Source organism: Gammaproteobacteria bacterium (assembly GCA_021647245.1).
Taxonomy (GTDB): domain Bacteria; phylum Pseudomonadota; class Gammaproteobacteria; order RBG-16-57-12; family RBG-16-57-12; genus JAFLJP01.
Map to the genome: position 1 here is coordinate 1 of JAKIVC010000013.1, position 23,179 is coordinate 23,179.

At 51.3% G+C, this 23,179-nt stretch carries 21 protein-coding genes, 1 tRNA gene and 1 pseudogene; 19 read left to right on the top strand and 4 right to left on the bottom strand.

The features are described from left to right. Positions 1–103 precede the first annotated feature (103 nt). The 3 genes and pseudogenes from L3J94_05060 (at position 104) to rpsT (ending at position 1,249) form a co-directional block, all read left to right on the top strand. Positions 104–190 (top strand) — tRNA-Leu (locus L3J94_05060). 387 nt (positions 191–577) lie between these two features. Next, positions 578–700, top strand: a pseudogene (locus tag L3J94_05065) (IS4 family transposase). A 285-nt stretch (positions 701–985) separates the two neighbouring features. Continuing rightward, positions 986–1,249, top strand: a complete 264-nt coding sequence (gene rpsT / locus L3J94_05070) for a 30S ribosomal protein S20 (protein MCF6218123.1) — start codon at positions 986–988, stop codon at positions 1,247–1,249. A 143-nt stretch (positions 1,250–1,392) separates the two neighbouring features. On the opposite strand, the gene proB is transcribed toward rpsT, so the two are convergent. The 4 genes from proB to rplU all read right to left on the bottom strand — a co-directional run bounded on the left by proB (position 1,393) and on the right by rplU (position 4,273). Further along, the gene (gene proB / locus L3J94_05075) at positions 1,393–2,520 is read right to left on the bottom strand and encodes a glutamate 5-kinase (GenBank protein MCF6218124.1); all 1,128 of its coding nucleotides are present in this window, start codon (positions 2,518–2,520) and stop codon (positions 1,393–1,395) included. Beyond that, on the bottom strand, positions 2,507–3,556 hold the full coding sequence (gene obgE / locus L3J94_05080; protein ID MCF6218125.1) for a GTPase ObgE: 1,050 nt from the start codon (positions 3,554–3,556) through the stop codon (positions 2,507–2,509). Before obgE ends, proB begins: the two co-directional genes overlap by 14 nt. 125 nt (positions 3,557–3,681) lie before the next feature. Further along, the gene (rpmA, locus tag L3J94_05085; GenBank protein ID MCF6218126.1) at positions 3,682–3,939 is read right to left on the bottom strand and encodes a 50S ribosomal protein L27; all 258 of its coding nucleotides are present in this window, start codon (positions 3,937–3,939) and stop codon (positions 3,682–3,684) included. A 22-nt stretch (positions 3,940–3,961) separates the two neighbouring features. Further along, a complete protein-coding gene (gene rplU / locus L3J94_05090) occupies positions 3,962–4,273 on the bottom strand; it encodes a 50S ribosomal protein L21 (GenBank protein ID MCF6218127.1) in 312 nt (103 codons plus the stop codon). 250 nt (positions 4,274–4,523) lie between these two features. Between rplU and L3J94_05095 the strand changes: the two genes are divergently transcribed. The 16 genes from L3J94_05095 (at position 4,524) to coaE (ending at position 23,134) form a co-directional block, all read left to right on the top strand. Beyond that, positions 4,524–5,525 (top strand): polyprenyl synthetase family protein, encoded by a 1,002-nt coding sequence (locus L3J94_05095; protein MCF6218128.1) that lies wholly within the window; start codon positions 4,524–4,526, stop codon positions 5,523–5,525. Further along, positions 5,525–7,123 carry a PAS domain-containing sensor histidine kinase gene (locus L3J94_05100; protein MCF6218129.1) on the top strand — a complete coding sequence of 533 codons (1,599 nt, stop codon included), beginning with the start codon at positions 5,525–5,527 and terminating at the stop codon, positions 7,121–7,123. The genes L3J94_05095 and L3J94_05100 overlap by 1 nt, the downstream gene beginning before the upstream one ends. Then, entirely contained in the window at positions 7,120–8,499 is a 1,380-nt protein-coding gene (locus L3J94_05105; GenBank protein MCF6218130.1) for a sigma-54 dependent transcriptional regulator, read from the top strand. The genes L3J94_05100 and L3J94_05105 overlap by 4 nt, the downstream gene beginning before the upstream one ends. Before the next feature lie 342 nt (positions 8,500–8,841). Beyond that, positions 8,842–9,276 (top strand): pilin, encoded by a 435-nt coding sequence (locus tag L3J94_05110; GenBank protein MCF6218131.1) that lies wholly within the window; start codon positions 8,842–8,844, stop codon positions 9,274–9,276. Between the two features lie 196 nt (positions 9,277–9,472). Next, positions 9,473–10,348: a glycosyltransferase family 2 protein gene (locus L3J94_05115; GenBank protein MCF6218132.1), complete on the top strand. Its 876-nt coding sequence runs from the start codon at positions 9,473–9,475 to the stop codon at positions 10,346–10,348. Next, entirely contained in the window at positions 10,345–11,409 is a 1,065-nt protein-coding gene (locus tag L3J94_05120) for a DUF354 domain-containing protein (protein ID MCF6218133.1), read from the top strand. The genes L3J94_05115 and L3J94_05120 overlap by 4 nt, the downstream gene beginning before the upstream one ends. Position 11,410: 1 nt before the next feature. Beyond that, positions 11,411–13,261 (top strand): asparagine synthase (glutamine-hydrolyzing), encoded by a 1,851-nt coding sequence (gene asnB / locus L3J94_05125; protein MCF6218134.1) that lies wholly within the window; start codon positions 11,411–11,413, stop codon positions 13,259–13,261. Further along, entirely contained in the window at positions 13,251–14,432 is a 1,182-nt protein-coding gene (locus L3J94_05130; GenBank protein MCF6218135.1) for a hypothetical protein, read from the top strand. The genes asnB and L3J94_05130 overlap by 11 nt, the downstream gene beginning before the upstream one ends. After that, positions 14,429–15,484, top strand: coding sequence for a glycosyltransferase family 9 protein (locus L3J94_05135; GenBank protein ID MCF6218136.1), 1,056 nt, complete (start codon positions 14,429–14,431; stop codon positions 15,482–15,484). The genes L3J94_05130 and L3J94_05135 overlap by 4 nt, the downstream gene beginning before the upstream one ends. A 7-nt stretch (positions 15,485–15,491) precedes the next feature. Next, positions 15,492–16,439 (top strand): FkbM family methyltransferase, encoded by a 948-nt coding sequence (locus L3J94_05140; protein MCF6218137.1) that lies wholly within the window; start codon positions 15,492–15,494, stop codon positions 16,437–16,439. After that, positions 16,405–17,523, top strand: a complete 1,119-nt coding sequence (locus tag L3J94_05145) for a polysaccharide pyruvyl transferase family protein (protein MCF6218138.1) — start codon at positions 16,405–16,407, stop codon at positions 17,521–17,523. The genes L3J94_05140 and L3J94_05145 overlap by 35 nt, the downstream gene beginning before the upstream one ends. 75 nt (positions 17,524–17,598) lie before the next feature. After that, on the top strand, positions 17,599–18,486 hold the full coding sequence (locus L3J94_05150; GenBank protein MCF6218139.1) for a flippase-like domain-containing protein: 888 nt from the start codon (positions 17,599–17,601) through the stop codon (positions 18,484–18,486). A 167-nt stretch (positions 18,487–18,653) separates the two neighbouring features. Beyond that, the gene (gene pilB / locus L3J94_05155; protein MCF6218140.1) at positions 18,654–20,372 is read left to right on the top strand and encodes a type IV-A pilus assembly ATPase PilB; all 1,719 of its coding nucleotides are present in this window, start codon (positions 18,654–18,656) and stop codon (positions 20,370–20,372) included. Positions 20,373–20,377: 5 nt separating this feature from the next. Continuing rightward, a complete protein-coding gene (locus L3J94_05160) occupies positions 20,378–21,607 on the top strand; it encodes a type II secretion system F family protein (protein ID MCF6218141.1) in 1,230 nt (409 codons plus the stop codon). A 2-nt stretch (positions 21,608–21,609) separates the two neighbouring features. Further along, complete coding sequence (locus L3J94_05165) at positions 21,610–22,488, top strand: A24 family peptidase (GenBank protein ID MCF6218142.1); 879 nt, start codon at positions 21,610–21,612, stop codon at positions 22,486–22,488. Between the two features lie 19 nt (positions 22,489–22,507). Beyond that, the gene (coaE, locus tag L3J94_05170; GenBank protein MCF6218143.1) at positions 22,508–23,134 is read left to right on the top strand and encodes a dephospho-CoA kinase; all 627 of its coding nucleotides are present in this window, start codon (positions 22,508–22,510) and stop codon (positions 23,132–23,134) included. The last annotated feature ends 45 nt before the right edge of the window (positions 23,135–23,179 follow it).

The window sequence follows — 23,179 nt, forward strand, 5'->3', positions numbered from 1 at the left end:
ATTTCCACCTAGCGACTAGCACTAGAATTAGGGTGTTGACAGAAAAAAAACGCCTCTGTATAGTTCGCCCTCATCGAACACCCTGTTCGAGTTCATCGCGCATGCCTGGGTGGTGAAATTGGTAGACACGCTAGCTTCAGGTGCTAGTGGGGGCAACCCCGTGGAGGTTCAAGTCCTCTCCCAGGCACCATTTTTCCAGAACACACCCATTATTCTGCTATTTTTTAACCGCCCAGCATATCGGCACTTTTTATTTGCAGAGCGCGATCTTTGCGCAGACTTGTGCAATACCCAAGTGAATACCGAGCTTTCAACTGAAACACTCACTTAGAGTCACTACTCATAGCTGGCCGTCAAGACCACAAAGCCACACTCCAACTAAAACTTGACCATCAAATAGACAAAACCATAAATTGAAGCCCTATTTTCCTGCCTTTACCACTATTTATAAACTACCTATACGGCAATGAACCTCATCGAGCTAACAAAAAAGGGAGAACCGATTGAAAGAAGATAAGAGCTTGGTTTATCAAGCTGGACAGTTAAGCGGATAATATTGCATTTAACCCCTTCTTCACTTTTTCAAATTTTATCCGGCTTGATCACCTATCTTCTGTTAGCTATTTACTGCCATGAGGAACATGATAAATGCGTTTCTATAAAGCACGTGAGAGAGCTGCGAACCAAAGCCCTCAATGAAACCCGAGAATCACAGGTCATACCACCAGATCCTGGGGACGTAGATTCTCGAAATCCGGAGGGTTTACATGCAAGTACCTAACCGGACACTACTGACAAAAAAGCGCATACAGTGCCAGAATCCAACCCACATCAACCGATACAACACACACCCTAATCCCCACACTGTCAATCATGATAATAAAAAAGCATCGGTAACATTGACAAAGCAGCAAAAAAAACGCATATTAGCCGACCTTCGGTATCGATCGAACAATATTCAACGGAAAATTTTAGGAGTAGACCTTTGGCAAATTCAGCACAAGCTAAAAAACGTGCCCGCCAGGCAGAGAAGAGCCGTCAACTGAACACTTCTCAACGCAGTGAAATGCGCACTACCATCAAGAAAGTACTAAAAGCCCTGGACGGTGGTGATAAAGCACTCGCTGAAGCTGCTTACAAGGCCGCGGCACCCGCGCTTGACAAAGCGGCTCGCAAAGGACTGATCCATGCAAATAAAGCAGCTCGCACCAAGAGCCGCCTAAATGCACGCATCAAATCTGCCGCTTAGTAGAGACACCAGCTGCACAAAAAAACCCGCATTGCGGGTTTTTTATGTCTGTCAATAACTAGATTTAACGTCACTATTCAGCGTGTTTATATTTCCCCTAAAACCGAGACGCTTTCGCGATGAATACGCTGATCAGCTACGATTTAACTAAGCACCAGATTATCCCGATGTATCAACTCCTCATCGTCGATATAACCCAATAGCCCCACAATTTCATCCGTTGGATGGCCAATTATTTTAGCCACCTCATCATCCGCATAGTTTATAAGGCCCCGTGCAACTTCACATCCACTCGCATCCAGGCAAACGACCAGCTCACCACGGCGAAAATCCCCCGTCACTGCCTTAACACCAACCGGCAGTAGCGATCCACCCTTTTGCTTCAATATACTTGCCGCGCCCTCATCCAACAACAGCGACCCACAACTCTGAAGATGCCCCGCCAACCACTGTTTGCGCGCACTCACTGGCTCGCTGTCTGGATAAAGTAGTGTACCTTGCCCCTCACCCTCAAAAATGGATTGCAATATACTCTTTTGGCGGCCTGACGCGATCACAGTTACCGCACCAGAGCGCGCTGCCAGCTTCGCAGCACGCACCTTGGTCACCATACCGCCACGCCCTAGCGCACCACCGCCACCCGCCATTTTAACAAGTGACGGATCATTTGCCGAGAGCTGATCCAGTAACCGTGCATTTTCATTATGACGAGGGTCACAGTCATACATCCCCTGCTGATCGGTCAATATCACCAGAAGATCGGCCTCAAGCAGATTAACCACCAGTGCCGCTAAGGTGTCATTATCACCAAAACAGATCTCATCGGTTGATACGGTGTCATTTTCGTTAACAACTGGAATAATATTGGATGCCACCAGCGTATTAAGCGTGCTGCGTGAGTTAAGGTATCGGGTACGATTGGAAAGATCATCATGGGTCAGTAGAATCTGTGCAGAGTGCAAACCATGCTGTTGAAATGCCTTCTCATAAGTATGCACCAGGCCAACTTGGCCAACAGCCGCTGCCGCCTGCAGTTCGTGCAGTGTCTCCGGCCTCGCGCTCCAACCAAGGCGTGAAACACCCTCAGCCACCGCGCCAGATGAGACCAATATCACCTCAACACCCTGGCTGCGCAAAGCCACCAACTGAGCAGCCCACTCCGCTATCGCTTGGTGATCAAGCCCTTCGCCATCATTGGTCAGCAGTGCACTGCCGATTTTCACCACCCAGCGCTTATAGCGCATAAGCTGTTGCCGTCTACTTATTGTCATCTGCTTGCTGCTCTAATTCTGCCTGCTTGGCTCGCTCGACGCGCTCCATAATGTGATACATCAAATCACGGGTTCCCTCTCCGCTCAAGCCGATCACTTTATAAACCGGCCCACGCCACTGCAAACCATCAATAATCGCCTGGCAACAGGCTTCTCGTTCATCTATGGGCACCAGATCAAGTTTATTCAACACCAGCCAGCGCTCTTTGGATACCAACTCCGGGCTGAATTTTTCCAGTTCGACAATAATCGACTGCGCATCGGCAACCGGGTGACGATCATCGCCAAACGGTGAAACATCAACCAGGTGAAGCAGTAGGCGGGTGCGCGCCAGATGCTTCAAGAAGCGCACCCCCAAACCGGCCCCTTCAGCTGCACCCTCAATCAAACCGGGGATATCAGCAATAACAAAGCTGCGATGTGACTCAATACTCACCACACCGAGATTAGGATGCAGGGTGGTAAAGGGGTAATCTGCCACCTTTGGGCGAGCGGCAGATACCGAACGTACAAATGTCGATTTACCCGCATTGGGCAGGCCCAGCAGGCCAACATCTGCCAGCAATTTCAGCTCTAAGCGTAACTCGCGCTGCTCACCCTCTTTACCGGATGTAAATTGGCGCGGTGCTCGATTGGTGCTACTTTTGAAATGGGTATTACCCAGACCACCACGGCCACCCATGGCGACACACAGCACATCTCCTGAAGAGGTTAAATCACCCATCACCTCCTCAGTATCGACATCGGTAACAACCGTCCCTACTGGCACACGAACATACAGGTCGTCACCCCCCTTGCCATACATATCGCGACCCATACCTGTCTGCCCCGTCTTTGCACGATAACGACGCACATGACGAAAATCCACCAACGTATTCAACCCCTCATCGGCTGTCAGGTAGACACTGCCACCATGCCCGCCATCGCCCCCATTGGGACCCCCTTTGGGGATATATTTTTCACGACGAAAGCTGGCACAGCCGTTACCGCCATTACCCGCTTCAACCACAATGACCACTTCATCAACAAACTTCATAACTCACACCGCCAAGGGGCCAACACCCCAATGGGTTCAACCAGACATCATTCAGATCTTAAATAACAAAAAAAGCCCTACCAGAAAAGGCAGAGCTTCTTCAACACAGAGTCAGGCTCGTCTGCTTAAGCTGCCAATACGCTCACAAACTTACGATTCTTAGGGCCCTTCACCTCAAAGACAACACGACCATCTGCTTTTGCAAACAGTGTATCATCTTTACCAATGCCGACATTCAAGCCAGGATGGAAATGAGTGCCGCGCTGGCGGATCAGAATATTACCAGCAACTACTTCTTGACCGCCAAAACGCTTAACACCCAAGCGTTTGGAGACAGAATCGCGACCGTTACGAGTACTACCACCCGCTTTCTTATGTGCCATTGCTAAACCCCTTACAAATTAGTTAAGCCGAAATCCCAGTAATCTGGACCTCAGTATATGCTTGGCGATGACCCGCCTGCTTACGATAGTGTTTACGGCGCTTGAACTTGATAATCATCACTTTCTTGCCACGACCATGGGAGAGCACGGTAGCGCTAACCTTGCCACCCTCTACCCGAGGAGTGCCGACTTTGATATCCTCACCGTCAGCAACCAGTAAAACATCGTCAAATGCCACTGCACCACCTACTTCAGCAGTCAGTTTTTCAATCTTCAGGGTTTCGCCTTCAGATACTTTATATTGCTTTCCGCCGGTCTTGATTACAGCGTACATGTTAAATCTCCAACTCTGCACCCGCACCACCTGATTAGGCTGCGCAATGCGTAAACTTATAAACCATACGTTTCGAGGCGGCAAAGTTTAACCACATCTACCACAGCCGTCAAATGGTTTACGCTATTAATTCGCCACCCAGATAAAACCCTATTCAAAATCACAGAATAAAATGAGATAGCGTTTGCATCCTGAGATTGGGCAAGGTAGATTTATCGACTCAAACAACAGCCAGATTCTGAATATTTTAATGTCTGACACACTTACCACAAAACAGCGCGATCATGAGTTGGCTGAAATACAGGCGCTAATCGAAGAGGAGCGCCATTCGGTCGATCAACTGATCACTGAGAGCCTGCACTCCGATGTCGCACTCATCAACCAGATGGGTCATCACATTATAAATAGTGGTGGCAAACGCCTACGCCCAATGCTGCTGCTGCTGACGGCACGCGCCTTTGACTATCAGGGCAGTGACCACATCAATCTTGCCACCATTGTCGAGTTTATTCACACCGCAACCCTGCTGCACGACGATGTGGTGGACAACTCACTGCTACGTCGTGGATCAGAAACGGCCAATGCCATCTGGGGTGACCAGGCCAGCGTCTTGGTGGGTGATTTCCTCTACTCGCGTGCCTTTGAGATGATGGTAGCACTCGACAGCATGCGGATTATGGGGATCATGTCCCACACCACCAACACCATTGCGGAAGGTGAGGTGATGCAGCTACTCAACAGTCGCAACCCGGATACCAGCGAAGAGAGCTACATGGCAGCCAATCGCTGCAAAACAGCCAAACTATTTGAAGCCGCCACACAACTCGGCGCGGTCATCAGCAACAGCAGCCAAGCACAAGAGAAAGCGATGGCTAACTTTGGCTTGCATCTGGGCATTGCTTACCAATTAATAGATGACGTACTGGATTACAGTGCCACCGCTGAGGAGATGGGCAAGAATGTAGGCGATGACCTGGCCGAAGGCAAGCCGACCCTTCCCCTAATATACGCCATGCGTACCGGCACCGAGCAGCAACGGGAGACCATTCGCAACGCCATCATTAACGGCGATCGTAGTTTAATTGACCAGGTCAGTGAAGCAATCACTGCGACCGGATCTATCGACTACACCGCTGAAATTGCCCAGCGCCAAGCTGAAATTGCCAGAGAGTCACTCAGCCACCTACCCGACTCGCCGTTTCGCAATGCACTCCATGAGCTGCTTAATTTTTGTGTGGAGCGTCGCTACTAGTGCAACACCCGGCGGTAGCGTCATCGCAAGCTCATCCTTGGCGCACCCTGCGCCTATTCAACATCTTCCGCATCATTCTGGCAACAACACTTTTCGGACTCACACTACTGCCCACAACCAACAGCGTCGTGCAGACAGCACATTCGGCACTTTTTCAGAATGCCAGCTTGCTGTTTCTACTTTTTTCAGTGGTCAGTTTAATCACCACCCACAAACAGCAGCCCCGCTTCGGCACCCAGGTCTACCTCTACGCCATTATCGACATCATCGCCATCACCACGCTCACCCACGCCCTTAACAGCGGCGAAGGTTCTTTAGAGATACTGCTGATCATCACCATCATCGGTACCGCGCTGCTACTGCCCGAGCGCGGCGCCATCCTCATCGCCTCCTTCGCTACACTGGCATTACTGGGCGAACGAGGCTACAGCCAATTAATTGACCAGCTCAGCGTTAACTACACCCAGGCCGGTCTGCTGGGAGCTACTTTTTTTGCTGTGGCGCTGCTCAGCACCGCCCTTAACCGCCGACTAAAAGAAAGTGAGCAGCTGGCCGAGCAGCGGGGCATTGACCTGGCCAACCTTGCCCAGCTAAATCAACATGTCATACAGCTGCTACAATCGGGCGTGCTGGTGATCGACAAAAATCAACGCATTCGCCTCGTCAACCAAACGGCTCTGCAACTTTTAGGGCTGCCAGACAAGAGCGTCCACCTCAACCAACTGCCGGCCACACTACAACAACACTACCAACACTGGGCAGAGACAAAACAGCAACCCGATAGCCATTTTAAAACACCACAAAAGGGCAGTAAAATCAGCGCTCACTTCAAACTACTGGGCAGCCAAGCAGAGCAGGGGACTATTATTTTCCTAGAAGATAGCTCCGCCCTCTCCCAGCGAGTACAACACCTTAAGCTCGCCTCCCTCGGCCAACTGACTGCCAGCATTGCTCACGAAATCCGCAACCCGCTGGGAGCGATAAGCCATGCTGCACAGCTGCTCGATGAATCCCCGGCACTGGAGCAAGAAGATAAACGCCTGATCGAAATCATCAGCAACCACTCCAGCCGCATGAACACCATCATTGAGAGCATTTTACAACTGAGCCGGCGTGAAGAGTTTAAGCCAACAACCATTGTCGTCGATGAGTGGCTCGAGACCTTTTTAGATGAACTCATCAGCAGCAACCCGATCGACATAGATGATATAGCGATTCACATCAACAGCAATGAAACCATTGCTATGGACCCCACCCACCTCTACCAAATCGTCTCTAACCTCTGCAACAATGCCATACACCATAGCCGTCACTGCCCAGACACCCCGAAAGTAGAGCTCCACTATGGCACCTCACCAACCCACCAGCACCCCTATCTCGATATAGAAGATCATGGCCCCGGCATTAGCCCGGCAGATGCGGAACATATCTTCGAACCCTTCTACACCACCGAAAACAGCGGCACTGGACTCGGCCTCTACATTGCGAGAGAATTGTGCGAATGCAACCACGCGACACTGGACTATATAGAGAGTAGTCGTGGCGCTCGCTTCCGAATCACCTTCAGCAACCTGGATACTACACAGCAGAGACTATGAGCAACCACCTGGCCTTAATTGTTGATGATGAACCCGACATTCGCGAACTGATGATGCTGACCCTAGGGCGCATGGGTATCGAATCCTTCACCGCTGCCACACTCAAAGAGGCTTACAGCCTGCTGCAGAAGCACAAATTCCATATCTGCCTCACCGATATGCGGCTGCCGGACGGCAATGGGCTCACCCTGGTAGAACACCTGCAACTCAAAGCGCCCGAGATGCCGTGCGCGGTAATCACCGCACACGGCAACGTCGAGTCAGCGGTACAGGCACTCAAATACGGCGCATTCGACTTTGTCTCAAAGCCGATTGAGCTACCCATTTTACGCAACCTGGTTAAATCAGCACTCAAACTAAATAACACGCCAGATAAAGATCGGCGCTCACGAGATACTCTGCTCGGCGAGTCAGATGTCATGCGCACCACCCGCTCAATGATTGCCAAGCTCTCGCGCAGCCAGGCGCCGGTTTATGTCAGCGGTGAATCCGGCACTGGCAAAGAGCTGGTCGCCCGGCTGATACACGATAAAGGACCACGAAGCGAAGGCCCCTTCATCCCGGTTAACTGCGGCGCAATACCCGGTGAACTGATGGAGAGCGAATTTTTCGGCCACAAAAAGGGTAGCTTCACCGGTGCTATTGCCGATAAACCGGGGCTTTTTCTCTCCGCCGATGGCGGCACACTTTTTCTGGATGAAGTAGCCGACCTGCCGTTTCACATGCAGGTGAAGCTACTGCGCGCCATCCAAGAGAAAGCGGTACGCCCGGTGGGCGGTGACAAAGAGCTCTCCACCGATGTACGCATTCTCTGCGCCACCCACAAAGATCTCGCCAAACTGGTAGAGAGTGGAAAGTTTCGCCAGGATCTCTTCTACCGACTCAACGTGATTGAACTACGAGTTCCACCGCTGCGCGAGCGTCAGCAGGATATCCCACAGCTGGCGGAGCACATTATCAATAAGCTCGCCCAACAGGCAAACATCACCCCGCCACAACTCACTGAACAAGCAAAGCACGCACTCTATCAATACCACTTCCCTGGCAATGTCCGCGAACTGGAAAACACCCTTGAACGCGCCTTAACCCTCTGCGAAGGAGAAGAGGTCATCCTCAGCGACCTGCAACTACCGCCGCCAGTTGAAAGACCAAGCCCAACAGAGACCACCACAACCACCAACCCGCCACAGCAGCAGACCACCGCCATCGCCGCCAATGACAACATCCAGCTGGAGGAGCACCTGGAGTCCATCGAGCGGGAGCTGATTCAAAAAGCCCTGGAAAAAACCCGCCACAACAAAACCAAGGCGGCCGAGCTACTCGGCATCACCTTCCGCGCCCTGCGCTATCGCCTCAAAAAACTCGACATGGAATAGATACCACAATAAATACAATAAAATAGAGGGTCACTACGCCACAAGGTATCGCCACAGCGGGGCGGAAGCTGACAAAAATTGTCACACTATCTAACATCAATACAGACAGATCGCAACCGAAATCAGACAATAAAACCAGCGCAACACCCTGAAAAGGAAAGAGTTCTCAAAACAAAATAAAACATTTGATTTCAAAAAGACAACTTGGCACACTGAGTGCAGCTTACACAAGCAAGGCAATCAGCCGATTCCGAAGTCACTGCCACCCGAAGGGCACAAGCAGTCTCTAAGGGTAAGTAGCAACTTTGAATTAATCATCACCGTGGAGAACACATCATGATCATACAAAAACAACAAGGCTTCACCCTCATCGAACTCATGATCGTTGTAGCGATCATCGGCATTCTGGCAGCAGTAGCACTGCCTGCCTATCAAGATTATACCGTACGCGCCAAAGTAACCGAAGGGCTTAGTCTTGCCGCAGGTGCCAAAATCGCCGTTGCTGAAAATGCCGCGCAAGCCGTAAATCCACTAAGCGAAGGCTGGACCGCCCCCGCTGTCACTGATGCGGTAGCTGGTCTCGCCATTGACGGAGCGAATGGCCAAATCACCATATCCTATACCGCAGCAGCGGGTGGTAACACCATCGTACTTACTCCAGAAACAGGGGGGGCTGCACTGGTTGCAGGCACCATTCCTGCCGGTGGCTCAATTGAGTGGGATTGCGCTACTAACAGCACCAATGATGTGAAATACCGTCCTGCCACATGTCGTTAATGCCGCACAGGGTTTGATTTAAACCCACCCGACAGAAAGCCCCCTCAATAACTTGAGGGGGCTTTTTTTGTATCTGCAGCTGCTTTAAAAATAGGGCCTTACCCGCTTACTGGCTGATATTGTGACGACGCTGTTCCTCGCTGGGGATTAGGGTGTTAACATCAGCCACTCTTTTACCACTGCCAAGATCATTCCCATGATAAGCACACTGTCCAATAAGCTCTCTATCATCATCCCCGCCAAAAATGAAGCCGCCTCGCTACAGCACCTTCTTCCGTTACTCCTAAAAGCCCATCCTGACGCTGAAATTATTATTATCAACGATGGCTCAAGCGACAACACCACAGAGATATGCTCTCAACACAACGTAAAGGTAATCACCCACCCCTACTCCATAGGCAACGGTGCGGCGATAAAATCCGGTGCACGTGCCGCCAGTGGCGATATTTTGCTGTTTATGGATGCGGATGGGCAGCACCAGCCAAAAGAGATTCAGCCACTACTGGACAAGCTGGATCAGGGGTACGATATGGTGGTGGGTGCCCGTGACCGTAAAGGGCAGGCGGGTATTGGGCGGCTCTTGGCAAACGGTGTTTACAACAGATTGGCCAGCTGGATGACTGGGCATACCGTAAAAGATCTCACCTCCGGTTTTCGTGTGGTACGCGCCGACAAGTTTCGTGAGTTCCTCCACCTGCTACCCAACGGCTTCTCTTACCCCACCACCAGCACCATGGCTTTTTTCCGCGCCGGTTATGCGGTGGCCTACCTGCCGATTAATGTGCAGCAGCGAAAAGGAAAAAGCCACATTAATATCTGGCGGGATGGCGTACGTTTTCTGCTGATCATTTTCAAAGTGGGCACCCTCTACTCGCCGCTCAAGCTGTTTATTCCCATTAGCCTGCTACACGGCGCTATTGGCTTAAGTTACTACGCCTACACCTTTTTTACTGAAGGTCGCTTTACCAATATGAGTGCCATGCTGCTAAGCAGTGCGGTGATTATCTTTCTAATCGGCCTGATTTCAGAGCAGATCACCGCGCTACTTTATCAGGACAAAAACCGCAAATGAGGGTATTAATTGATATTGGCCACCCCGCTCATGTTCACTTCTTCCACCAGCCAATCCGGCAGCTACAGGCCGATGGGCATGAGATCATCATCACCAGCCGAGATAAGGAGTGTGCGCTGGCACTGCTGGACGGCATGGGGCTGGAGCACCACCCACTTTCAGCTTTAGGCAAAGGCGGCCTCTTTGCCCTCGGCAAGGAGCTGATCTGCCGGGACATGGCACTGCTTAAGGTGGTAAAAAAAACTAAACCCGACATCATGGCGGCCATTGGCGGCGTTTTTATCGCCCATGTGGGTAAGCTGACCGGCGTACCGTCACTGGTTTTTTACGATACGGAAAATGCCACCCTGCAAAACGCTATCACCTACCCACTCGCTTCTGCTGTTATCGTGCCCGACTGCTACCACGCCTGGCTCCCCAAGCAGCGGCATATTCGCTATCACGGCTATCACGAACTCAGCTACCTGCACCCTCATTACTTCACTGCTGAGCGCGAAGTTGCGATAGAAAATGGCCTCAGCGATACAGCGGATACTTTTTTTCTGCGCCTGGTCTCTTGGCAAGCCAACCATGATGTGGGTGAAAATGGCTGGAGTGAGGCACTACTGGAAAAGTTAATTAACAAACTCAGCCCCCTGGGTAAGGTGTTAATCTCCTCAGAGGCTCCACTCAGTCCGGCGATGGATCGCTACCGTTATCAGGGCAATATAAATCAAGTTCATCATGTGATGGCGTATAGCCGGCTATTTATTGGCGAAAGCGCCACCATGGCCTCAGAGTGTGCCGTATTAGGTGTACCGGCACTCTACGCGGCTGAGACCGGACGCGGCTACACCACCCAACAGGAGCAGCAGTTTGGCTTGGTAAAAAACCTGCACACCATTGAGTGGTCTGCGCTTGAAAAGAGTATTGATGAGCTGTTAGCCCACCCCGAAAGCCATTGGCAGCAGGCTCGCCAGCAACTACTGAACGAAACCATCGACGTTGCACGGTTTGTCACGCACTGTATCACCACCTTTCCAGCGCCGCTGCAACACTACCAAGCCTCACTGGAGTCGTAACATGTGTGGCATTGCCGGCTGGTTTTCCGCTGCCCCGATCAGCGCCGATGCAGAGACATCACTCAGGTCGATGATCCGCACCCTTATCCATCGCGGCCCAGATGGTGAGGGTATAAAACTGTTTGACCACGCGGCATTAGGCCACTGCCGCCTTGCTATTATCGACCCCAATGGTGGTCAGCAACCGATGCACAGCCACGATGGACGTTACTGCATCATTTTTAACGGTGAAATATACAACTATCAAGCACTGCGCAAAACATTAGCCGAGCGAGGCCACACCTTTCAGCACCACTCCGATACCGAGGTAATTCTCGAGCTCTACCGTGCCGATGGCTGGCAGGGGTTTTCGCGGCTACGCGGTATGTTCAGCTTCGCCCTGTGGGACAATCAGCTTAAGCAGGGCTTTCTGGTGCGTGATCCACAGGGTATCAAGCCGCTGTTTATTCAGCATCAGGGGGGGCAGCTCTACTTTGCTTCAGAGGCCAAAGCACTGCCCGCCTGCCAGCCACAAAAGAGCCAGCTAGATCATAATGCACTGCACCAGCTAATGAACTTCCGCTACCTGCCAGGGAGTATCAGCCTGTTTAAAGGGGTTTCACAACTTCCCCCCGCTACGGTATTAAGCTGGCAACCCAGCGGTGTACTGCAACAGCACTTGATTCAACCTACCGCCACAACCACCGGCGACACGCTGTCACAGCTTCGCAACAGCGTAGAGCAACACCTCACCGCCGATGTAGAGGTGGCCTGCTACCTCTCCGGTGGCATTGATTCCGCCACCATCGCTGCCATTGCGGTGCAACAACAGCCGCTGCGCAGCTTTACCCTGGCGGTGGGTGATGACCCAAACGAAGCGATCAACGCCGCAAGCAGTGCTCAGCTCTTAAACATTCAAAATCAACAAGGTGAGATTGGTGGCGACCTGGAGCAGCAGTTACTGAGTCTGGTCTGGCATCTGGAGACACCCAAGGTCAACGCCCTGCAAGTGAGTCAGCTGGCGCAGCTGGCGAGCAAAGAGGTTAAAGTGGTGCTTTCTGGGTTGGGTGGAGATGAGCTGTTTTTCGGCTACAATGCCCATAAAATATTCAACCAATGCCAGCACCTCAGCCGCTGGCTCCCCAGGTTGGCCAGCCAGCCACTGGGGGCGCTGGGCAACCAGCTAATAAGCACCCTGCAACGCACCCCCTGGAGCGAACCCCAGCGGGCGATGCAGATGTTGCAACAGCTGGGCAACTGGCCTCAGCTCTATGGCCTGTTACGCAATGTATGGGATAACCCCAAAATGCGCCGGCAGATCTACGGCCCGAGAATGCTGGATCAGCCACTCGACAATAGCTTTGAACTGCTCGAACGGCGCTGGCCTAAAACAGCATCTCCCATCGCCTCAATGGCGCAATTTGAGCTGCATAACAAGATGGTCAACGACCTGCTTTGGCAGGAAGATCGCGTCAGCATGGCGGTCGGAGTTGAAGTACGTACCCCGTTTGTAGATGCTCCCTTGATTGCCCATATGCAGCAATTCCGCCCGGAGCAGCTAATGAGCGGGGGCGCTAAAGGGTATCTGCGCCAGGTCATAAAGGAGCTGTTACCTGCTGAAATTCTGCAACGCCCTAAAAGCGGCTTTCAACTGGACTCACCGCACTTCTTTCATCAGCAGCTCAAACCCATTGCCGAGCGTTGGTTAAATCAGGAGATCACTGAGCGGCATGGGCTGTTCAACTACACATTTATCGATTGGGTACAAAAACACCCCCCTCGCACCGGACTGCGCTGGCATTACTTCATGCTTTACCTTATGTTATTGACCCATATGTGGATGATGCAATTTGAAGGTAAAGATGCCAGTTGAAAACAGTGAGATAGAGGCGGTCCTCGACCAGCTCTATAACTACAGCCGCCAGCAAACATGGCGCGGCTATAACAAACATGATGGCCTGAATAGCCCACTGCTAAAAGCCAGCCTGGGCTGGTCAAAATGGCCACGGCTGGTTGCCATTCAGGGGGTGATGCGCTCACCGCTTAACCTGCGCCCACTACTGCTTAACCCCAAGGTGTACAACCCCAAGGGGCTGGCACTTTTTGCCATGGGCTTGTTTGATCGCTACCGTGTCTCTAACCAGTCACAACACCTTGCTGAAGCTGAACAGCTACTCACACTGATAGAACAAAACCGCTCACCCGGCAACTGGTCGGGAAGCTGTTGGGGCTACCACTACCCGTGGCAGGACCCTGGCTTTTACGCACCCACTAACACCCCCAACGCGGTCGTCAGCTGCTTTGTCTGCGAAGCATTTTTAGAGGGGTATCGATGCAGCCAAAACCCTCGTTACTTGGAGATCGTCGCCAGCACCCTGCAGTTTTTACTCAATGATTTAACCCCACTCAAAGATCAAAAAAATGAACTCTGCCTAGGTTATATGCCAATGCCCATGAGTATGCGGGTCATGGATGTCAGCATCTTGATCGGCACCGTCATCGCCCAACACAATGCCCTTAGCAACGAAAGTAAACACCAACAAACTGCCGAACGTCTGGTGCGCTATGTGATCAACCAGCAGACCGATTATCACGCCTGGTGGTATACCGACCCACCCACCGACTCGCGCATCAGCCACGACAACTACCACACCGGTTTCATTCTCGATGCGCTGCAACGCTATATGGATGCAACAGCCGATTATCAGTGGCAACAAAACTACGATAACGGCCTAGCGTTTTACGCCGAAAAGCTCTTCAACCCCGACGGTTCGCCCCGCTGGATGCACGATGTGGATTTCCCCCACGACATTCATGGTGCCGCCCAGGGGATTCTCACCTTCTCGCGCCACCCGCAACAGTACCCAGGGCTGGCGGAAAAGATCACCCGTTGGACGCTGGATAACATGTACCACCCCGAGGGGCGCTTCTATTACCAGCAGACCAAGCACTTCACCAAACGCTTTACCCTGTTGCGCTGGTGTAATGGTTGGATGGCGCGAGCACTGGGTAATCAGCAGTACAACAAGCAACTGAATTTATGAAAAAAATCCTCTACCTTGGCCCTTCTGGCATTGGCGACTGGTGCTTTATCTACCCCTCGCTAACCGCACTGCTGGCTAAATACGGTGCAGAGAAAATTGACCTGGTTATCCCCTACCCCAATGCAGGCAATCAGCTACTTTCACACAACCAACTGATTGGCGATGTTCACTATTTAAAGCGCCAACTTGGTGGCATTGGCCTGATCCGTTACCTGTTTCGCTGGCTAAATCGCCTTCAGGCGATCAGACAAGAGCATTATCAGGCCATCGTAATCAGTTTTTTATCCAACCAGCCTGATATGTTGCTGCTCGCCCGCTTGTCTGGCTGCCACAAAAGAGTAGGCATTCACACACAACCCAACTGGCTGCAAAAGTCAGCCATCAATAATCCTGTTGATGCGGGCGACGAGCAGAACCGCCTTACCCTACACCAGCTCTATGCCGCAGAACCACAATACCAATCGCTCACCCCTCCGCCCTTTATTGCTAGCAACAGCGCGGATGAGGTCACCCAGTTACTACAACAGTATGATATTAACCGCCCCTACATTGTTCTGGGTGCGGGGGGCGGGCGAAATGCCCAGTGGCGCTTTTGGCCTGCCCACCACTACGCCGAATTGATCAATCTGGGTGCTCATTTTCAATGGGTCATACTGGGCGGTGGTGACGATGACCAAGCGCAGGCTCAATCTATTCTTCGCCATACCACCCAACAACAGCGTGTTAAAAACTTGGTCGATAAAACCTCAATGCCCGATGCGCTCGCACTCATCTCTCAAGCACACGCCGTTGTTGGCAATGATAGCGGCATTGCCAATTTATCCACCGTCATGAAAACCCCAACACTCTGTCTCTATGGGCCAACCTCCGCCTTGCTCACTGGCCCGGCACTCAACGGTGCCATCGCGCTGGAGAGCAAACTAGCCTGCCGCCCCTGCTTCGACAACCAAATGAACCCAGAAAAAGCCATACACTGCCCCGATAGAGAGTGCCTCGAGCACATTACCCCTCAACAGGTATATAATCACCTTCCGCCGCTGAAGGGGTATTGAACAACCGATGAAATATAGATTTAGATCACTACTGCACATGCTGGCAAACCAACTAAAACAGTTCACGCCGCTGCGAAAACTCTATGCTGCACTGTTCGACGCTGAAAGAAGCCGGCAGTTTGAACTCACCGAGTGGATGAAGCGGGGGTGTAACATCAGCCATAAGCAGGCATTCAAAAGGGTCATCTTCGAGGCGGGTGAAGCGTGGGTGACACTACCCAATGGGCTGGAGATACGATATATCACGGAAATCCCCGGCGCCGGGGTTGAGCCTTGCATCTACCGCGGTGAGTATGAACCCGAAATCACACAGCGACTACTTGAACAGCTCAACAACAGCAGCACCTTCATTGATATTGGAGCCAATATTGGTTGGTTCACACTTCACGCGGCCCATCGCTATCCCGGCATCAGCATTCACGCTTTTGAGCCGGGTGCCTTCGCCTACAGCAATATAGACAAAAACATTGAGCGTAACCGGTTCAAATCACACGTCAAACTAAACCAGCGGGTAGTAAGCGACCGCTGTGGCAGCGAGATATTCAGCACCCAGCAACTTGGGCACCCACTCAACCATATCATTCGATCCAAGCATAGCTCGCCAGCAAAAGGAACCCCGGTAGCGGCCACCACCCTCGACCACTATATAGAGCACCACGCCATCACCTCAATTGATCTGATCAAATGTGATGTAGAGGGTGCGGAAATGTTGGTATTAAAAGGTGCCCGCAAGCTGCTTAAATCACACCAGCCAGAACTACTACTCGAGGTTAATCCACTCTGGACAGCGCGCTTTGACTACACGCCAGAACAACTTTGGGCTTTACTCAAGGATTTCGGTTACCATTACCAGATCATTGAGAGTGATGGCAGTACGCGATGCAGTGGCCACTTCGCTAGCGATGTGGGAGAGGGTGCCAATGTCTACTTCTCGGTGCAAAAGAAACAACCTTAACTCGAATGATCATAGCCACTCCATGCCTAAATTACCCACTATTCTGTTCTCAACCACACAGCAATTTAACCCCGGAGATGAGGTGATTCTGATGGGCATCGAGCGACTACTGGCGGCCGCTGGCATCCGCTATCAGAAGAGAGTTTACGACCGCAACCCTGCCCATAAACAACAGCGCATAGATGCCCTGAGTAGTGCCCACCCACAAGCCATTGACTACGTTATTTTTGCAGGTACGCCTGAGTGGTGCTCAGAATTCCCAAGCCTGGGTGATCTGTTAAAAGGCCCCTATAGCGCCCGTTTTTTGGCCCGAATACTGCGACTGCGGCAAACCGATCGTAGCAATGACCCGCTACTACGCTACATTATAAAGCAGCGCATTCATTGCGCATTTTTGGGTGTTGGTAGCTCCAAACCCCCCGTCGCCACACAAAAAATTGACCAGATTCTGCGCCAGCTCACTGAGCTCTTTATCGTGCGAGATCAGCAGACTGCAAGCTGCTTTACGCCATATCAACCCCAGCAGGCCCCTTGCCCTGCCTTCTTCTGCTCAGACCAAACAGCACCACGCCACTCGCTCAACAAAATTGGTATCACACTACAAGCCCCCCACAGCAATCTGATTCGCATGAATAGATCGGGCTTCGAATATGCCATAAACACTTTTCATAAAGTTCGACAGCATTTTGCCAATGTCGAGCTGATTTGCCACTCAAAAAAAGATGCTGAATATTTAAAAACAGTCGCTGCCGACACAAAAATCAACACCATTAGCAGTGGTGAATCACTGCTCGAAACATACCAACAGTTTGATGCCATACTCTCCACCCGGCTGCATGGCTGCGTCGCCGCCTGCTCCTTGGGGCTACCTACATTTCAACTGTGGCACGGCTTGCGAATGTCAACTTTGAAGCAACTTCCGGTTGATAACAGAGAAGGAGGAGCGTGCGCCATAAAGTGGCTTGAGAGTATGGATATTGCAGCACACTCCCAAGCAATTCTTGACCAAAAACAGCTGGCATTCAGGTACTATTTGACTCAAATGGAATCTTTAAAGCAGCTCCGAACTCGCGTCGAAATGTAAATGGGTCTATTCAGAGGCTCCTTGAAGAAGGTGGCGTTTTCTCTCACACCCACGACAACAAAGATAGTCAGTATCGTGCTGTGGCTCGCAATCCTCGGCTACGCCTGGAGTATTCGCGAGCTATTCCAACCGGTTATCGAGCTGCCCGCGTCAACCATTGCGGCACTGCTCCTGCTCACCGTCATTCAGCTCGGCTTGCAGACTGTATTACTACCCCTCATGCTCTCTTGTCTTGGCACTCAATTATCATGGCGAACCTGGCTTCCCGTGGGCATTCTTAGCGGCACCGCCAATATGTTGCTCCCCGCACAAGGGGGCACCGCGCTCAAAAGTCTCTACCTCAAAAAGCAGCACAACATCGACTACAGCGACACCGTTGCCATTGCTGGGTTTCAGCTTATAATCCGCCTCAGCTGCTTCACTCTGATTGCACTGATTGCACTCTCTGTTTACCTCTATAAACAGAGTTCTGACTATCTACCCTACCCACTCATAATACTCCTAGTGCTGCCTATCTTGCTGACCCTGGCTTGGCACTTTCAACAGCACCTTGTTGCAAGAGTGAGCCAGCCATGGCTCAAATCATTAGCCACTGCCTTTTTTCAGTTAGCCCGTAACCGCCGCCTGTTAGTCTCAAGTTCACTCATTAATCTTTCAATTCTTCTCAGCAACGCACTGTTGTTTGCCATTCTGTTTACAACCTTCAATGTTCCCGTGAGTACCGAGCTTATAATGCTCTACACATCACTCAAGTTTATCTCGCTGGTTATCAATATAATCCCTGGAAATATGGGGATTTCAGAGTTGCTCAGCGGCTTTTTTACCTCACTGCTACATGGAAATTTTGAAGCGGGTGTAGCCGCTGCACTCACTGCTCGCGGGGTGGCGCTGTTGGTCTCACTCCTGAGTGCCGCTATGGTTGTCATTTTCTCCCGCAACAGCGCAAAGAGAAATATAGGTTAATCGAAGCGCAGAGAGCGTTTACTTTTTTCCGCAAGCGCCGATAACCTTCCCAACCAGTAGACAGAGCAGCGGCAAGCTATATGCTGCGGGGTACGCCGAGGGTGTAATATGCAGCCCCAGCAAGTATACTGAAAAACTATCATCTAAAACCTCACATAGAAGTATATATGGGCAGTGAACAGATAAGACTCAGCGGACTGGCTCGTCGATTGGTAATGGACGGTTTCATCGATGAAGCCGTCGCGAAAAAAGCACAACACGATGCGCAGGAAGCAAAGCGGACGCTGGTAAACCATCTTGCCGTGGAAGAGATCGTCTCCAGCCTGAACTTAGCCCAGCTGGCATCGAATGAATTTGGCATGCCGCTACTGGATATCAATGAGGTTGATATCAATATTGATATCATCAAGCTGGTTGACCCCAAGTTAATTAGCCAACACCGCGGCCTGCCCATTAGCAAGCGTGGTAATTATCTCTTTGTTGCGGTCTCCGACCCCACCGACACCCAGGCGATCGATGAGATAAAATTCAATACCGGACTGGCCATTGAATCGATCTTGGTTGAAGATGACAAATTGCAGCAACGCATCGATGAGATGCTCGAAGCCTCTGACACCTCGCTGGCCGATTTCGGTGATAGCGATCTGGATAATCTCGACATCAGCTCTGGCAATGAAGAGCCTGATACCAGTACCGATGTCGATATTGATGACGCCCCGGTGGTGCGTTTTGTCCATAAAGTACTGCTTGATGCCATCAACAGAGAAGCTTCTGATATTCACTTTGAACCCTATGAGAAACAGTTTCGTGTTCGTCTACGCATCGACGGCATGCTGCATGAGCTGGCTCAACCCCCCATCGCCCTGGCGGGACGGGTATCGGCTCGCATAAAAGTCATGGCATCACTGGATGTCTCCGAGCGGCGCATTCCTCAAGATGGCCGCATTAAAATGAAGCTTTCCAAAAAACGTGCGATCGACTTTCGTGTTAACACCTGCCCAACACTGTTTGGCGAAAAAATTGTCATGCGAATTCTCGATCCGAGCAGTGCCAGCCTCGGCATCGATGCCCTCGGCTACGAACCGGAGCAGAAACAGCTCTACCTAAATGCGCTGGCCAAGCCCTATGGGATGATTCTGGTCACCGGCCCCACCGGCAGCGGTAAAACGGTCTCTCTCTACACCGGCCTCAATATTTTAAACACCGAGGATCGCAATATTTCCACCGCTGAAGACCCGGCTGAAATTAACCTCTATGGCATCAACCAGGTTAATGTGCATGAAAAAGTGGGGCTCACCTTCTCGGTAGCACTCAGAGCATTTCTACGCCAGGATCCCGATGTGATCATGGTGGGTGAGATACGTGACCTTGAAACCGCCGGAATCGCTATCAAAGCGGCTCAAACCGGTCACCTGGTGCTCTCCACTCTGCATACCAATGATGCCCCGCAAACACTCTCCCGCATGATGAATATGGGCATCGCACCCTTCAATATTGCCTCTGCGGTCACGCTTATTATTGCCCAGCGTCTGGCTCGGCGTATTTGCGAAAAATGCAAACAACCGGCTGACATTCCTTCCGAAACGCTACTCGCTGAAGGCTTTACAACTGAGCAGGTAAGCAAAGTACAAACCAAAGAGATTACCCTTTATAAGCAGGTGGGCTGTGATCACTGCAGTGACGGCTATAAAGGGCGTGTGGGCATCTACCAGGTCATGCCTATTTCAGATCAGATAGGCCGCATCATAATGGAAGGGGGAAACGCCATCCAAATTGCTGACCAGGCCAGGGCCGAGAAGATCCCCGATCTCAGAGAGTCCGGCCTGAAAAAAGTTTTACAGGGTAAAACCAGCCTTGAAGAAATCAACCGTGTAACCAAGGACTAATCATCATGGCCAAAGATGCTAAAAAACCATCGGGATCTTTTACCTGGGAAGGCATTAACAAAAATGGCCACCCCGTTAAAGGGATAATGGACGGCGCATCCATTGCACTGATTAAAGCGGAGCTTCGCCGCCAGGGGATAAAACCCACCAAGGTAAAAAAGAAGCCAAAACCTCTCTTTGGCGGCGCTGGGGGAAAGAGAAAAATAACCACCAAAGATATCACCATCTTTGCCCGACAACTGGCCACCATGATGTCTGCCGGTGTGCCGCTGGTACAGTCATTCGAAATTGTTGCCAAGGGACATGACAACCCCACCATGCAAGCACTGCTGCTGGTGGTGAAAAGTGATATTGAAGGGGGCTTATCCTTGGGCGAGGCGCTAGCGAAACACCCCAAACAGTTTGACACGCTATTTTGCAATCTGGTGGCGGCGGGCGAGCAGGCGGGTATTCTTGAAGGCTTGCTACACCGACTCGCCACCTACATGGAAAAAAGTGAGGCGATCAAGTCAAAAGTAAAAAGCGCCATGTTCTATCCCATCGCAGTGATAGTCATCGCCTTTGTAGTTACCGCGATTCTACTGATTTTTGTGGTACCCCAGTTCCAGTCAATGTTTGAAAACTTTGGGGGCGAACTCCCGGCATTGACCCAGTTTGTAGTAGACCTCTCCGAAATTCTTCAGGAGACGTGGTATCTTGTCTTTGGCGTCATCGTGGTCATTGCCATTATCTTAAAAAAACTAAAAGCCAGCTCCAAACAGTTTAATCGCTTGCTCGATCGGATTGTTCTGAAGCTCCCTATCATCGGCACCATTTTGGAGAAATCGATCATTGCACGTTTTGCCCGTACCCTCTCAACCATGTTTGCAGCCGGTGTGCCGCTGGTAGAGGCGATGGATACCGTATCCGGCACTGTTGGCAACAGCCTTTATGGAGAAGCGATTGCGGTGATGCGTGATGAGGTCGCCACTGGCCAACAGCTGACCATTTGTATGCGACAGGCCGAGCTTTTCCCCAATATGGTGTTGCAGATGGTCTCCATTGGCGAAGAGACCGGCGCGTTAGATGGCATGCTGGAGAAGATTGCCGATTTCTATGAAGCAGAAGTTGATGATGCGGTTGATGGCCTCACCAGCCTACTGGAGCCGCTCATCATGGCTTTTCTCGGCATCATCATTGGTGGATTGGTTATCGCCATGTACCTGCCTATTTTCAAAATGGGTTCCGTTGTCTAACGATGAATTTTTTGATAGAGCAACTACAGCAAAGCCCCGGCCTTTTTACCGCGCTGAGTGCCGTGTTAGGGCTATTGGTGGGTAGCTTTTTAAATGTAGTTATCCACCGCCTGCCCAAAATAATGGAGATCGAGTGGCGCAGCCAATGCCTCACACTGCTAGAACCCGATACAGAGCAGAAAGCCGCTACACCATTCAACCTCGCCACTCCAGCATCACGCTGCCCACACTGCAATCACAAGATTCGCCCGTGGGAGAATATCCCGCTAATCAGCTATCTGCTACTGCGTGGCAAGTGCAGCTCGTGCCAAAATCCAATATCCATTCGCTACCCGACCGTTGAGTTGGTCTGCGCTATCATGACCGCTATCGTTGCATGGCATTTTGGTGCAGGCTGGCAAGCACTTGCAGCAATGATTTTCAGCTGGTCTTTAATTGCCCTGACCATGATCGATTTTGACCATCAGCTGCTACCCGACAACATCACCCTGCCACTGCTCTGGCTTGGGCTGCTCATTAGCCTAGGTGGGGTATTTGTCGATAGCCACGCCAGCCTAATCGGTGCTGCCGCCGGCTATCTGGTTCTCTGGTCAGTCTACTGGCTCTTCAAGCTACTCACCGGAAAAGAGGGAATGGGCTACGGCGACTTCAAGTTGTTGGCCGTGCTGGGTGCCTGGATGGGCTGGCAACTACTGCCGGTGATTATTCTACTCTCCAGTATTGTGGGTGCTGTCGTTGGCATTACGCTGATCCTCGCCCGTGGCCGGGATCGCAATATCCCCATTCCATTTGGCCCATACCTAGCTGCGGCTGGCTGGATAACGCTTATCTGGGGAGCTGAAATCAACCAGGCTTACCTGGAGTTTGCAGGGCTAGCCTAGCCTGCAAAATATAAATCGTATGCTAAAAATAGGCTTAACCGGTGGTATTGGCTCAGGGAAAACCACGGTAACAAAACACTTCTCCTCACTGGGCATACCCATTATTGATGCCGATCTCATTGCGCGGGAGATCACTGCCCCCGGGCAACCTGCACTGCAAGAAATAAGCACGCTGTTTGGTAAGCAGGTAGTCGACAACCGTGGCCAGCTGAAGCGCCGAGAGCTGCGTGAGATCATCTTCTCCAGCCCGGAAAAACGTAAGCAACTGGAGGCCATTTTGCACCCGCTCATTCGACAGCGAATGCTGGAGAGGAGCAATAGCGTATGCCGCAATGTACCCTACTGCATTTTGAGCATCCCACTACTACTAGAGAGCAACTGGAAAAACAGGCTGGATCGGATTTTAGTGGTTGATACTCCAGAACAGCAACAACTGCAACGCACAATGCAGAGAGACCATATTGATGAAAAATCAGCCAGCGCCATTCTTGATTCACAAGTCAATCGGCAAGAGCGCCTACAAGCTGCCGACGACACCATTGAGAACAGTGGCAGCATCAATGATCTGCAAGAAAAAATACAACAACTGCACCTGAAATACTTGAAACTGGCTGACAAGCATTTGTCAGAAGCTCCAAAGTGTTAGACAATCGCACAAATCGCTTCACCATCGGATATATTTGTGCAAAAA

Coding starts and splice junctions, on each gene's coding strand:
- proB (MCF6218124.1), bottom strand. CDS start 2,520: ATGACAATAAGTAGACGGCAACAGCTTATGCGCTATAAGCGCTGGGTG.
- obgE (MCF6218125.1), bottom strand. CDS start 3,556: ATGAAGTTTGTTGATGAAGTGGTCATTGTGGTTGAAGCGGGTAATGGC.
- rpmA (MCF6218126.1), bottom strand. CDS start 3,939: ATGGCACATAAGAAAGCGGGTGGTAGTACTCGTAACGGTCGCGATTCT.
- rplU (MCF6218127.1), bottom strand. CDS start 4,273: ATGTACGCTGTAATCAAGACCGGCGGAAAGCAATATAAAGTATCTGAA.
- L3J94_05095 (MCF6218128.1), top strand. CDS start 4,524: ATGTCTGACACACTTACCACAAAACAGCGCGATCATGAGTTGGCTGAA.
- L3J94_05105 (MCF6218130.1), top strand. CDS start 7,120: ATGAGCAACCACCTGGCCTTAATTGTTGATGATGAACCCGACATTCGC.
- L3J94_05115 (MCF6218132.1), top strand. CDS start 9,473: ATGATAAGCACACTGTCCAATAAGCTCTCTATCATCATCCCCGCCAAA.
- L3J94_05120 (MCF6218133.1), top strand. CDS start 10,345: ATGAGGGTATTAATTGATATTGGCCACCCCGCTCATGTTCACTTCTTC.
- asnB (MCF6218134.1), top strand. CDS start 11,411: ATGTGTGGCATTGCCGGCTGGTTTTCCGCTGCCCCGATCAGCGCCGAT.
- L3J94_05130 (MCF6218135.1), top strand. CDS start 13,251: ATGCCAGTTGAAAACAGTGAGATAGAGGCGGTCCTCGACCAGCTCTAT.
- L3J94_05135 (MCF6218136.1), top strand. CDS start 14,429: ATGAAAAAAATCCTCTACCTTGGCCCTTCTGGCATTGGCGACTGGTGC.
- L3J94_05140 (MCF6218137.1), top strand. CDS start 15,492: ATGAAATATAGATTTAGATCACTACTGCACATGCTGGCAAACCAACTA.
- L3J94_05145 (MCF6218138.1), top strand. CDS start 16,405: ATGTCTACTTCTCGGTGCAAAAGAAACAACCTTAACTCGAATGATCAT.
- pilB (MCF6218140.1), top strand. CDS start 18,654: ATGGGCAGTGAACAGATAAGACTCAGCGGACTGGCTCGTCGATTGGTA.
- L3J94_05160 (MCF6218141.1), top strand. CDS start 20,378: ATGGCCAAAGATGCTAAAAAACCATCGGGATCTTTTACCTGGGAAGGC.
- L3J94_05165 (MCF6218142.1), top strand. CDS start 21,610: ATGAATTTTTTGATAGAGCAACTACAGCAAAGCCCCGGCCTTTTTACC.
- coaE (MCF6218143.1), top strand. CDS start 22,508: ATGCTAAAAATAGGCTTAACCGGTGGTATTGGCTCAGGGAAAACCACG.